This is a genomic window from Pseudomonas sp. LBUM1669 (genome assembly GCF_059695705.1).
Genome location: NZ_CP166784.1, coordinates 381,984 through 395,090, shown reverse-complemented (window position 1 = coordinate 395,090; position 13,107 = coordinate 381,984). Strand labels below are relative to the sequence as shown.

The window sequence follows — 13,107 nt, the reverse complement described above, 5'->3', positions numbered from 1 at the left end:
AGCACTCACATTTGCCATCCAAACGTGGGAACGACACAAAACCTGTAGGAGCGAGGCTTGCCCGCGAATGGAGCGACTCGGTTTATCTGACCGAGTTACTCCATATCCTTGAGCCAGGCGGTGTCCTTGAACCACTTGTCATGGATGCGATCGTAGGTGCCGTCTTCGTGGATCTGGTGCAGGAAGTTGTTGATGAAGTTGAGGCTGTCGTAATCACCCTTCTTCAGGCCGAAGGCCAGCGGCTCGTAGGTGAACGGCTTGTCGAGGAACACCAGCTTGCCGGCGCCGACCTTGTTCACGGCCACGACGTTGTACGGCGCGTCGTAGATGAAGGCATCTGCCTTGCCGTTGACCACGTCGAGCACGGCTTCCTGCTCGTTGTCGTAGCCGTGGTACTTGGCTTTGGAGATCAGTTTTTTGGCGACCATCTCGCCAGTGGTGCCCAGCTTGGAAGTGATGCGGTAGTCGGCGGTGTTCAGGTCTTTGTAGGACTTGATGCTGCCTTCCAGCTCCTTGCGGATCAGCAGGGTCTGGCCGACCACGATGAACGGTTCGCTGAAGTTCAGGCGCAGGTTGCGTTCCTGGGTCAGGGTCATGCCGCTGCCGATCATGTCGAACTTGTCGGTGAGCAGGGCCGGGATGATGCCGTCGTAACCGGTGGACACCAGTTCCAGCTTGACGCCCATGGCCTTGGTCATGGCTTTGAGAATGTCGACTTCAAAGCCGATGATTTCGCCGCGTTTGTTGGTCATTTCGAACGGCATGTAAGTCGGATCCATGCCGACTTTCAGCGTGCCACGCTTGACCGCCTCATCGATGGCACCGGCCTGCGCCGCGCTGACTGCAACCAGTGCCGTGACGCCGACCAGCAGCATCGACAGATACTTCTTCATCATCAAGTCCCCAAAACCATTGCGGTGTGAGGCGCGCAAACGGCGGATTTCCTTCAGGAAACCGGCAGATACGAACAGAAAGTTGTCCAGGCGCACCAATTCGGGGACGGATGCTAACGCACTCGTCCGTTTGCACAAGGGTTTGGCAACGTTCAGGCGAAAAAAAGCCCCGCTGGCTAGCGGGGCTCTTTGTTACGCCAACTGAGGCTGCGCACTCAGCGGCTTGAGCGGCAGCAGCGGCGCATGGGGATCGGCTTTCACCGATTTGCGCCAGGCCTGCAGCCACTCGGGGTGGCCTTCATTCCAGATCTGCTCATGCAAGCGAGCCAATGCCACCGGATCGCTCAGCAATTGCACACGCTCATTGTTGTTCAGGCCGTCAGGCCCGACTTTCAATGCATGACGCACACGCTCGATCCGCAACCATTCGATCGGCTCGGCCTGACCGTGACGCGATGTCGCCAGCGAGCACGCCAAGGCGTTCTGCTGTGGATCGACCACTGCCCGGATGAAGCCGTCGTTCAGCGCATGCCAACGGTTTTCGTGGGTGTACTGGTCGGTCGCCACCAACGCCTGTGGCGGATTGTATTCCTCAGGGATCAGGAACAGGCTTTCGTCACGGGACTTGAGGCCCAGGCCGACTCGGCTGGAGATCACCGACACCGGAATCGACAGCATCAACGAACCGACGATCGGCACCAGCCACCAGAGGAAGCTCGGGTTCAGCCAGATCACCAGCAGGGCCCAGAAGAAGCCCAGCAAGGTTTGCGGGCCGTGGCGCTTGACCGCTTCGCTCCATGGCGTCGAGTCGTCGTCACGTTGTGGCGAGTTCCAGGTCGCAGCCCAGCCGAGGAACGCTGCGAGTACGAAGCGGGTGTGGAAAATCATCCGTACCGGCGCCAGCAGCATGGAGAACAGTACCTCCAGCAGCATCGACATCGTCACCTTGAACTTGCCACCGAACTCTTTCGCACCTTTGGCCCAGATCAGGAGGATGCTCAACAGCTTCGGCAGGAACAGCAGCACGATCGTCGTCGAGAACAGCGCAATCGCCTTGTCCGGGTGCCATTGCGGCCACAGCGGATAGAGCTGACGCGGTTCAAGGAAGTACTGCGGCTCCATCAGGGTGTTGACCGCCAGCAGCGCCGTCGACAACACGAGGAAGAAGAACCACAACGGCGCCGACAGGTAAGACATCACGCCGGTCAGAAACACCGCGCGGTGAACCGGGTGCATGCCCTTGACCAGGAACAGACGGAAGTTCATCAGGTTGCCGTGGCACCAGCGACGGTCACGCTTGAGTTCGTCCAGCAGGTTCGGCGGCAGCTCTTCATAGCTGCCCGGCAAATCGTAGGCAATCCACACGCCCCAGCCGGCACGGCGCATCAGCGCTGCTTCAACAAAGTCGTGGGAAAGAATCGCACCGGCGAAAGCACCTTTGCCGGGCAACGGCGCCAGGGCGCAGTGCTCGATGAATGGCTTCATGCGGATAATCGCGTTGTGGCCCCAATAGTGGGATTCGCCCAACTGCCAGAAGTGCAGGCCGGCGGTAAACAGCGGACCGTACACACGGGTCGCAAACTGCTGCATACGCGCATAAAGGGTGTCCATGCCCGACGCACGCGGCGCGGTCTGGATAATGCCGGCGTCCGGCGTAGCTTCCATCAAGCGCACCAGACTGGTCAGGCAGTCACCGCTCATCACGGAGTCTGCGTCGAGCACGACCATGTACTTGTAGTCACCACCCCAGCGACGGCAAAAGTCGTCGAGGTTGCCGCTTTTACGTTTCACACGACGGCGACGACGGCGATAGAAGATCTTGCCGAAGCCCTTGGCTTCACGGCAGACGTCCAGCCAGGCCTGTTGCTCGGCCACGCAGATGTCCGCGTCGTTACTGTCGCTGAGTACAAAGAAGTCGAAACGATCCAGGTCACCCGTGGCCGCCACCGATTCGAAGGTCGCCCGCAAACCGGCAAACACGCGCGGCACGTCTTCGTTGCAGATCGGCATCACCAGTGCGGTGCGCGCGTTCTTGGCGATCGGTTCGTTGCCGGCACTTTTACCGGAGATCCGGTATTTATCGTGGCCGGTGAGCAACTCGAGGAAGCCCATCAACGCCGTCCAGAAACCGGCCGACACCCAGCAGAACAGAATCCCGAACAGAATCAGGATGCTGGTTTGCAGCGCATACGGCAGCACTTGCGTGACGGTTTGCAGGATCGGTTGATGCAGGACTTCGTTCAGGTCGACGAACGACCAGCCCTGGTACGGCATGATGCCTTTCATGTACCAGCCGGCGACGATGGTCTGGCCAAGCATGAGGACCAGCAGGATGTAACGCCGGATCGAACCGACAGTGCGCCAGCGAGCAGCCGGCAGCACGTTCTCGTCTTTCGGCGGGGCCGGCGGATTGGTGCGACCGGTCAGACGACGCCAGCCACGCACCAGAATGTTGGTGCGCCACGGCTCCGGCACGACTTTGGTCCGGCGGATCGGCGGGGTGGCCTTGAGGCAAACCCGACCGCTGGCGTCGACCGCCAGCATCTCCGCCTCTTCCAGTTCCTCAGCGGAATTAAGGGTCAAGCGACGGCCCACCGAGGCTTGCGCAGCCTCGGTCGGAGCGTCGAACGTCGAAGACGACAGACGCTGGTGCAGTTCGCTGAAGGACTGGCAGCCCGCGAGTTCCGCGCGCTGCTGGTCGGTCATCGGTAGATGCGCCAGATACTCGGCAAGCGTCTCTGGCTGTACTTGAGAATTACTCATCGGCAGGCAACTGGTAGCTCCAGGTCTCGGTCAGGACTTCTTCCGTCGCTGCCGATTCCGGTGTGGCTGGGGCCGCGTCCGCAGCAACAGGCTGCTTGGCGTCTTTGTTGTCCTTGTCCTTGGTATCGGCGGCTGGCTTGGCGTCGGCCTGCTTGGCTTCTGCTTGCTTGGCGTCCTTGGCCTCCTTGTCGGCCTTCTCTTGTTGCTTGGCAGCGACCTTGTCGGCCTTGGCAACAGAAGAGTTGGAGACGGGCAGCGAGGTCTTGGCGAGATCGGCCGGCACGATGTTCTCGACCAGTGCAGCACGCATCTCGGTAGGCTTGCCCGGATCCTTGATTTTCATCCGCAGGGTCAAGCGCCAGCCCTTGGTTTCAGGGTTGTAACGCACGCTGTTCTCGACCAGCTCGGCATTGTCGCCAACGCTGACCTGGCTGCGAACGTCCGCAGTTTCCGGCAGTGCCGCCAGGGACGGACCTTCGAAGTCCACCAGATAGGCAACGCTGCCATCCGGCTGACGAATCAGGTTGGACTGTTTCACGTCACCCGTGGAGCGCAGGGTCTGTTGGACCCAGGCGCTGTCCGGTGCATGAAGAGCGGCTTCGTCGATAGTCCAGTGCATGCGATAAGCGACGTCCAGCGGCTGGCCAGGCTCAGGCAGTTTTTCCGGGCTCCAGAACGCAACGATATTGTCGTTGGTTTCGTCGGCAGTCGGAATCTCTACCAGATCGACGGAGCCCTTGCCCCAATCGCCTTTTGGTTCGATCCAGGCACTTGGGCGCTTGTCGTAGCGGTCGTCGAGGTCTTCGTAGTGGCTGAAGTCGCGGCCACGTTGCAGCAAGCCAAAACCACGCGGGTTCTCGATCGAGAAGTTGCTCACGGCCAGGTGTTTTGGATTGTTCAACGGGCGCCAGATCCACTCGCCGTTGCCGGCATGGATCGACAGACCGCTGGAATCGTGCAGTTCACGACGGTAATTCAGCACTTTCGACGGCTGGTTGGCGCCGAACAGGAACATGCTGGTCAGCGGCGCAACGCCAAGCTTGGTGACCTTGTCACGCAGGAACATCTTGGCCTTGACGTCGACAACGGTGTCGCTGCCCGGACGCACGGTCAGGCGATAGGCACCGGTAGCGCGTGGCGAATCCAGCAGCGCGAAGATCACCAGGTGCTTGTCACCCGGTTTTGGCTGTTGAATCCAGAACTCGGTGAAACGCGGGAATTCTTCACCGGACGGCAACGCGGTATCGATGGCCATGCCGCGAGCGGACAAGCCATAGGTGTGACCCTTGCCGACAACGCGGAAGTAGCTCGCGCCGAGCATGGTCATGATTTCGTCTTGCTTGTCGGCCTTGTTGATCGGGTAAAGCACACGGAAACCGGCATAGCCCAGTTGTTCGGTGGCTTTAGGATCGAACTTGACATCGCCGAAATCGAAACGACTTGGGTCGTATTTGATCTCTTCGACGGTGTTGGCCGTGATTTCGTTGATTTTCACCGGCGTATCGAAGTGCATGCCCTGGTGATAGAACGAAAGCTTGAACGGGGTTTTCTGATCGGCCCACTCGGCTTTTTCAGTGCGGAAACGAATTTTTTGATAGTCCGCGAATTTCATTTCACGGAATTCGTTCGGCAGGTTACTGCGCGGGGCTTCGTATTTTTGTCCGGCCAGCTCTTTCGCCTTGACCGATACATCATCCAGATTGAATGCCCAAATCTGGCCGGCGCTGAGCAGGCAGAGCAGTGCAGAGCCCGCTACCAGAGCGCTTCGGAACCGTTTGGCAGTCAATTTTGGTGCATTACAGGGACTAACAATCACGAGCAACCCTCGCCGAAAACAGATCAAAAAACCAACGGCCAGTTAAAGTGCCTGTGAGGTGTACGGCATGAAAAAACCGACCCTACAGACCACTCTTGCCAAGTTGGCGAGCATTGTTCCGACTCCTATGGGGCTAAATGATTCCCCAAGAGGTCCAGGACAAGTCTCTACCTAAGTCAAAATGGACCAACGAACGCTGATCCCCGTAGCGCGCGATTATCTAGTAGGCCGCGTTACAACGCATCAGGGGTAACAAAGTATTTATCGCGAAAAACGCCTGTTTTCAGTCGAAAAGCCCTTAAAAACATGTTTCAAGCGCTTTCAGGTCTGTAACAGGAAGGTTACCGGGCCGTCGTTGACCAGGTGCACCTGCATATCCGCGCCGAATCTACCTGATGCCACAGTGCCATGCACCTGTTTCGCCTTACCTAATAAATAGTCGAAAAGTTCCTCGCCCAGGGCCGGAGGGGCAGCGGTCGAAAAACTCGGGCGCAACCCGCTCTTGGTATCGGCGGCCAGGGTGAACTGTGAGACCAGCAGCAACCCACCGCCTACATCCGCCAGGGACAGATTCATCTTGCCCTCGGCGTCACTGAACACACGATAGTTAAGCAGTTTCTGCAGAAGTTTGTCGGCGCTGGCCCGAGTATCCTCGGGCTCGACCGCCACCAGCACCAGCAAACCCTGATCGACGGCGCCAACCACCTCCCCCGCTACCTCGACTCGCGCGCCGCGCACGCGTTGCAGCAGGCCCTTCATGCTTCTTCAGGGGCCAGGTCGAGCAGACGATGGGCCATCTGATCAGCGGCGCGAACCAATGCGTCAGTAATGCCAGGTTCGGAGGCGGCATGGCCGGCGTCACGGATCACCTGCAATTCACTGTTCGGCCAGTTCTGATGCAGTTCCCAGGCGTTGTCCAGCGGGCAGATCACGTCGTAGCGACCGTGGACGATCACGCCAGGCAAATGGGCGATCTTGCCCATGTCGCGGATCAGCTGGTTGGGCTCAAGGAACGCATTGTTGGTGAAGTAGTGACATTCGATGCGGGCAATCGACAGCGCGCGCTGTGGCTCGGAGAAACGATCGACCACCATCGGGTTCGGGCGCAGGGTGGCGGTCCGGCCTTCCCAGGTGGACCAGGCCTTGGCCGCGTGCATCTGGGCAATCTGATCGTTGCCGATCAGGCGCTTGTGGAAAGCCGAGAGCAAGTCTTCGCGCTCGTCCAGCGGGATCGGCGCGATGTAGTCCTGCCAGTAATCGGGGAACAGACGACTGGCGCCACACTGGTAGAACCACTCGATTTCCTGCGGACGGCAGAGAAAAATCCCGCGCAGAATCAGACCGTGCACACGCTCCGGGTGGGTTTGCGCGTAGGCAAGTGCCAGGGTCGAACCCCACGAACCGCCAAACAACACCCATTTATCAATGCCAAGGTGCTGGCGAATTCGCTCAAGGTCGGCGACCAGATCCCAGGTGGTGTTGTTTTCCAGGCTGGCGTGGGGCGTGGAACGACCGCAACCGCGCTGGTCGAAGGTCACAATGCGATACAGGTTCGGATCGAAAAACCGACGGCTCTGGGCATCACACCCGGCGCCGGGGCCGCCGTGGATGAATACAACCGGCAAACCTTCCGGCGAACCGCTTTCGTCGACATACAGCGTGTGGGTTTCATCGACGGCCAGATCGTGCCGGGCGTGGGGTTTGATCTGCGGGTACAAAGTCTGCATTGCGCGCTCCGTAAGGGGTCGAGGTCATCCCTGGGGGGACTTCTATTATTCTGCCGTCCGGCATCATAAACCCGAATTACGCCAATGAGCATGCCTTGCAGAGTCAGAGTTTTTCAGCCCGTTTTTTCAGACAAATAGCCGAGCAGCGTTTCATAGAGTGCATCGACCTCGGCGACCTGCCCCCGAGCCCGCAGACAGCCGTGAACCAACCCTTCCCCGTAATAAAGCGTCGCGGCCACGCCTGCTGCGTTCAGTCGCTCGGCGTAGAGCATGCCGTCATCGCGCAACGGATCGAATTGCGCCACGGCGATCAAGGCCGGCGGCAACCTACTGAAGTCCTCGGCGAGCAACGGCATCGCATAGGCCCCTGGCTGTCCAGTGCCACGCAAGTACAGGGCGTGATAACAATCCAGATCGCTGCTGCTAAGCAAGGGAGCATCGACGCATTCACTGCGCGACGGCAATCGGTGATCACCGCCCAGCCCCGGATAAATCAGCACCTGCGCCGCCGGCAAGGGCTCCCCCGCATCGCGCAACGCCAGACACAACGCCGCCGCAAGGTTGCCACCGGCGCTGTCCCCGGCCACCAGCGTTCGCTCGGGGTCGAGCCGGAATGGCCCGGTCCGCAGCGCGCGCCAGACACCCAGGCAGTCCTCGAACGCCGCCGGAAACGGATGTTCCGGCGCCAACCGATAATCGACGGCGATCACCAGCACGCCGAGCGTCGACGCCAGTTCGGCGCAGATGAAGTCGTGGGAATCCAGGTCTCCCACCACCCACCCGCCGCCGTGCAGATACACGATGCACGGGCAACCGCTGGTCGGCGGCGAAACCGGCGGTTGATACGACCGCACCGGCACGCCGGCCAATTCAAAGTCGACCACATAAAGCCCGGCGGGACGTGACGGAGTGAACGCCCGGCACATCCCGCTGTAGGCCTGACGCAAACCGGCGAGGCTGCTGTCGGTGCTGTTGAAGATGGCGGTTTTCTCGACGAAAGCCGTCATCTGTTGGGAGAGCGGATAAGGAGCCATGAGTCAGGTGCCGGTCAGTTCAGAGGATGTTGATTTGGAAATACGGCTTTTGTGGCGAGGGGCTTGCCCTCGTTCGAGTGCGCAGCGCTCGCAAAATCCAAGGTCAATCCGACATTTTGGGGCCGCTTCGCAGCCCAACGGGGGCAAGCCCCTTCGCCACAATGATCTCACTCACCCTGGCAAGGGTTCAGTTCGTCAGTTTTTCAAACTGGTCTGAACGGTCGCCACGCCATCCTTGCCATCAAAACTGGTGACACCTGCCAACCAGCGCTGCAAATCTTCCGGATGGTCGCGCAACCACTGCTTGGCAACGTCCTGAGGCGTTTTACGCTCCATGATCGGCACCATCAACTGGCTTTCCTGGGCGGCGGTGAAGGTCAGGTTTTCCAGCAGGCGATTCACGTTCGGGCAGCGCTGGGCGTAATCCGGGGCGGTCACGGTGGAGACGGTGGCGGCGCCTTCGTTCGGGCCATAAACGTTTTCACTGCCAGTCAGGTAGACGATTTTCATGTTGATGTTCATCGGGTGCGGGGTCCAGCCGACGAACACCACGAATTCCTTGCGATTCACCGCCCGCTGAACGGCGGCAAGCATGCCGGCCTCACCCGACTCGATCAGTTTGAAATCCTTCAAGCCAAATTGATTGGTCTCGATCATGGTTTTAATGGTGGTGTTGGCGCCGCTGCCCGGCTCGATGCCGTAGAGCTTGCCGCCGAGCTGATCCTTGAATTTGGCGATATCGGCGAAGGTTTTCAGGCCCGCTTCGGCAACGTACTCAGGTACGGCGAGGGTCGCCTGAGCATCGGCCAGGCTCGGTTTGTCCATGACCTTCACCTGATTGGCGGCCAGGAACGGCGCGATGTTTTTGTCCATCGCCGGTTTCCAGTAACCGAGGAAGATATCGAGACGCTTGTCGCGGATGCCGGCGAAGATGATTTGCTGCACGGCGCTGGTTTGTTTGCTTTCGTAACCGAGGCCGTTGAGCAGTACGTCAGCCATGCCGCTGGTGGCGATCACGTCGGTCCAGTTGACCACGCCCATGCGCACGGCCTTGCAGGAAGCGTCGTCACTGGCCAGAACGCTGGTGCTCAGGAGAGCAGTGCCGCAGAGGATTGAGAGACAGCGGGTGAACAGTCTTTTCATTGGGGGAGTCTCGTGCGGCAGATTATTGTGAGGGCCGGTGTCTTCGTGCACCGTGCCCGGAACATTACGCAGCGTCGAGAGGGTAAAAGCGAACTGTAGCGACCGTGTTTTGCACGGTGGCGACTGTTCCAATCAGGTATCGAGACAAACGCCAACCTGTGGGAGCGGGCTTGCTCGCGAAAGCGGTGTACCAAACAACATCAATGGCGACTGACACGCCCTCTTCGCGAGCAAGCCCGCTCCCACAAGGGTTACGCGCTGTAGTGCTTTTCGCCCCAGGCCAGCAGCCCTTGCAGCAATTCTTTGAGCACCACCTGCGTCGGCGCCGCCAGGTCCGGGCGATAACGGAACGGCTCGAACTCTTCCATGTAGGTGCACTGGCCCAACTCCAGTTGCACGGCATGGATGTTCTCGGCCGGATTGCCGTAATGCCGGGTGATGTGGCCGCCCTTGAAGCGACCGTTCAGCACATGGCTGTAATCGCCGTGGCACGCGCAGATGGCTTCCAGCTGAGTGGCCAACTGTGGATCGCAACTGGCGCCGTTAAAGGTGCCGAGGTTGAAGTCCGGCAGCTTGCCGTCGAACAGGTGCGGGATCACCGAACGGATCGAGTGCGCATCGAACAGCAGCGCGTAGCCGAACTCGGCCTTCAGTCGCGCCAGCTCGTTCTGCAACGTGCTGTGGTACGGCGTCCAGACTTGCTCCAGGTAAGTCGCGCGTTCTGCGGCCGACGGCTCATGCCCTTCGCGGAACAACGGAATACCGTCGAACAGCGTCGCCGGGTAAAGACCGGTGGTCGCGCCGACATACAAAGGCTTGTCGTCAGACGGTCGATTCAGGTCGATGACAAAACGCGAGTACTCGGCGGCCAAGGTGCTGGCACCCAGCTCGGCAGCAAATTCGTAAAGCTGCGGGATATGCCAGTCGGTGTCCGGCAGGCTTTTCGCGTCGGGGATCAACCCGGCTTCGACCGCCGGGGTCAGGCGCAGGCCGGCGTGGGGCATGCTGATCAGCAGCGGTACGCGACCTTGTTTGAAGTTCAGAACCTTATCCACAACTGTTCTCCTAAATGCTCACTTCAACGCCGTGACGCACGACGCGTTTTTCCAGGTCACCGCCCAGCCAGTACGACAGGTCGGCCGGACGATCGATTTGCCAGGCGACGAAATCTGCACACTTGCCGACTTCCAGCGAACCGTGGGTTTCAGCCATGCCCAGCGCCGTGGCGGCATGAATCGTTGCACCCGCCAAGGCTTCTTCCGGGGTCATGCGGAAACAGGTGCACGCCATGTTCAGCATCAAACGCAACGACAGTGCCGGTGAGGTGCCTGGGTTGAGGTCGCTGGCGATGGCGATTTTCACGCCGTGTTTGCGCAGAGCCTCCATCGGCGGCAATTGGGTTTCCCGCAGAAAGTAGAACGCGCCGGGCAGCAACACCGCGACGGTGCCGGACTTGGCCATGGCGATGGCGTCGTCTTCGGTCATGAATTCCAGGTGATCGGCCGACAGTGCGTGGTAACGCGCTGCCAGGCTCGAACCGTGCAGCGACGACAACTGTTCGGCGTGCAGCTTCACCGGCAAACCGAGCTGCTGCGCGGTGATGAACACCCGCTCGACCTGCGACGGCGAAAACGCCAGGTATTCGCAGAACGCATCCACCGCATCCACCAGCCCTTCGGCGGCCAGGGCCGGGAGCATCTCGGCGCAGATGTGATCGATGTAATCGTCGGCACGGTCCGCGTATTCCGGCGGCAAGGCATGAGCGGCCAGGCAGGTGCTGCGCACGCTGACCGGGAGCTCGGCACCGAGACGGCGGATGACCCGCAGGATCTTGCGTTCGCTGGCCAGGTCCAGGCCGTAGCCGGATTTCATTTCGACGGTGGTCACGCCGTCGCGCATCAGGCTCTTCAGACGCTTGGCGGCGCTGGCGAACAGTTCATCTTCAGTGGCCGCGCGAGTGGCGCGCACGGTGCTGGCGATGCCTCCACCGGCCGCTGCGATTTCTGCATAGCTGACGCCTTGCAGACGCTGTTCGAATTCACCGCTGCGGTTACCGCCGAACACCGTGTGGGTGTGGCAGTCGATCAGGCCCGGCGTCACCCAGGCCCCTTTAAGATCATTGACTGCCGGGTACTCGCCCGACGGCAGTTCGGCGCGTGGGCCGATCCACTCAATGTGCGCTCCTGACGTCACGATGGCCGCATCCTCGATGATCGAGTAGACGCCTTGCGCCATGGTTGCGACGTGGCAGTGTTGCCAGAGAGTTTTCATCCGTGGCCTCCGTTAGGTTATCGATGAGAAAAAGAGGGTTACCGCTCCACCGGTACTGCCTTCCCTGCCGCCGGTTTCACCCACGTCAGGTAGGCCAGCACCAGCAATACAATCCAGACCACGCCGACGATCAGCGCCGCCTGGGTGTCCGGGAAATAGCCCAGCACGCCAAAGATGAACAGCATGAAGGCAATCGCCGCCATCGGCGCATAGGGCCAGAACGGCACCGGGAATTTCAACTGTGCGGCCTGCTCCGCGCTCATGGAACGACGCATGGCCACTTGGGTGAACAGAATCATCAACCAGACCCACACCGTCGCAAAGGTGGCGATAGAGGCGATCAACAGAAATACGTTTTCCGGAATCAGGTAGTTCAGCAGCACGCCCAACAGCAACGCGGCACTCATTACCACCACGGTCATCCATGGCACGCCATTGCGCGACAAGCGGGCGAAGCCCTTGGGCGCATGCCCTTGCTGGGCCAGACCGTACATCATGCGGCCAGCGCCGAAGATGTCGCTGTTGATCGCCGACACCGCTGCCGAGATCACCACGATATTGAGAATGGTCGCCGCCGAACTGATCCCCAGGTTGTCGAAAATCTGCACGAATGGGCTGCCTTGGCTGCCGATCTGCTGCCATGGAAAGATCGACATCAACACGAACATCGTCAGCACGTAGAACAGCAGGATACGCAACGGTACGGCATTGATCGCCCTGGGCAGCACGCGCTGCGGGTCTTTGGCTTCACCGGCGGTCACGCCGATGATTTCAATGCCGCCGAAAGCAAACATCACCACCGCGAACGAAGCGATCAGACCGCCCACACCATTGGGCATGAAGCCGCCATGGCTCCAGAGATTGCTGATGTCGGTCGCCTGGGCGCCGGGGGCCGTGCTGATACCGAACAGCATGATACCGAAGCCACCCAGGATCATCGCGACGATGGCCGCGACCTTGAGCAGCGACAGCCAAAACTCCATTTCACCGAAAACTTTGACGTTGCACAGGTTCAAGCCACCGACCACCGAAACGATGCCCAGCACCCAGATCCAGCGGGCGACTTCCGGAAACCAGAAGCCCATGTAAATACCGAATGCGGTGACGTCGGCCATGCCGACGATGACCATTTCAAACGCGTAGGTCCAACCGAGGATGAAGCCCGCCATCGGCCCAAGATAGGTGCTGGCGTAGTGGCCGAAAGAGCCGGCCACCGGGTTGTGCACCGCCATCTCGCCGAGGGCGCGCATGACCATGAACACCGCTGCACCACCGATCAGGTAAGCGAGCAGTACCGCAGGCCCGGCCATTTGAATGGCCGAGGCAGAACCGTAAAACAGCCCGGTGCCGATCGCCGACCCCAGCGCCATGAAGCGAATATGTCGGGCAGAGAGCCCGCGTTTCAAACCCTTTTCTGACTGTTGCATTGCTCGTCCTTAATTATTCTTATTCGACGCTAA

10 protein-coding genes are annotated in these 13,107 nt (G+C 60.0%); all 10 read right to left on the bottom strand.

Going from position 1 to position 13,107, the window contains the following annotated elements:
* Positions 1 to 95 precede the first annotated feature (95 nt).
* A complete protein-coding gene (locus tag ACA051_RS01860) occupies positions 96 to 893 on the bottom strand; it encodes a transporter substrate-binding domain-containing protein (RefSeq protein WP_497307201.1) in 798 nt (265 codons plus the stop codon).
* A gap of 192 nt (positions 894 to 1,085) precedes the next feature.
* The gene (mdoH, locus tag ACA051_RS01855; protein WP_497373293.1) at positions 1,086 to 3,656 is read right to left on the bottom strand and encodes a glucans biosynthesis glucosyltransferase MdoH; all 2,571 of its coding nucleotides are present in this window, start codon (positions 3,654 to 3,656) and stop codon (positions 1,086 to 1,088) included.
* Positions 3,649 to 5,472 carry a glucan biosynthesis protein G gene (locus ACA051_RS01850; protein WP_497373291.1) on the bottom strand — a complete coding sequence of 608 codons (1,824 nt, stop codon included), beginning with the start codon at positions 5,470 to 5,472 and terminating at the stop codon, positions 3,649 to 3,651. Before ACA051_RS01850 ends, mdoH begins: the two co-directional genes overlap by 8 nt.
* 321 nt (positions 5,473 to 5,793) lie before the next feature.
* The gene (gene dtd / locus ACA051_RS01845) at positions 5,794 to 6,231 is read right to left on the bottom strand and encodes a D-aminoacyl-tRNA deacylase (protein ID WP_008149496.1); all 438 of its coding nucleotides are present in this window, start codon (positions 6,229 to 6,231) and stop codon (positions 5,794 to 5,796) included.
* Positions 6,228 to 7,199 carry a prolyl aminopeptidase gene (gene pip / locus ACA051_RS01840; protein ID WP_056741134.1) on the bottom strand — a complete coding sequence of 324 codons (972 nt, stop codon included), beginning with the start codon at positions 7,197 to 7,199 and terminating at the stop codon, positions 6,228 to 6,230. The genes dtd and pip overlap by 4 nt, the downstream gene beginning before the upstream one ends.
* Before the next feature lie 113 nt (positions 7,200 to 7,312).
* Positions 7,313 to 8,233 (bottom strand): alpha/beta hydrolase, encoded by a 921-nt coding sequence (locus ACA051_RS01835; protein ID WP_497373290.1) that lies wholly within the window; start codon positions 8,231 to 8,233, stop codon positions 7,313 to 7,315.
* A gap of 195 nt (positions 8,234 to 8,428) precedes the next feature.
* The gene (locus tag ACA051_RS01830; RefSeq protein ID WP_497373289.1) at positions 8,429 to 9,376 is read right to left on the bottom strand and encodes a choline ABC transporter substrate-binding protein; all 948 of its coding nucleotides are present in this window, start codon (positions 9,374 to 9,376) and stop codon (positions 8,429 to 8,431) included.
* Positions 9,377 to 9,627: 251 nt separating this feature from the next.
* Complete coding sequence (gene hutG, locus ACA051_RS01825; RefSeq protein ID WP_497373287.1) at positions 9,628 to 10,431, bottom strand: N-formylglutamate deformylase; 804 nt, start codon at positions 10,429 to 10,431, stop codon at positions 9,628 to 9,630.
* A gap of 10 nt (positions 10,432 to 10,441) precedes the next feature.
* Complete coding sequence (gene hutI, locus ACA051_RS01820) at positions 10,442 to 11,647, bottom strand: imidazolonepropionase (protein WP_497373286.1); 1,206 nt, start codon at positions 11,645 to 11,647, stop codon at positions 10,442 to 10,444.
* 38 nt (positions 11,648 to 11,685) lie between these two features.
* Positions 11,686 to 13,074 carry an amino acid permease gene (locus tag ACA051_RS01815; RefSeq protein WP_497373284.1) on the bottom strand — a complete coding sequence of 463 codons (1,389 nt, stop codon included), beginning with the start codon at positions 13,072 to 13,074 and terminating at the stop codon, positions 11,686 to 11,688.
* Positions 13,075 to 13,107: the final 33 nt, after the last annotated feature.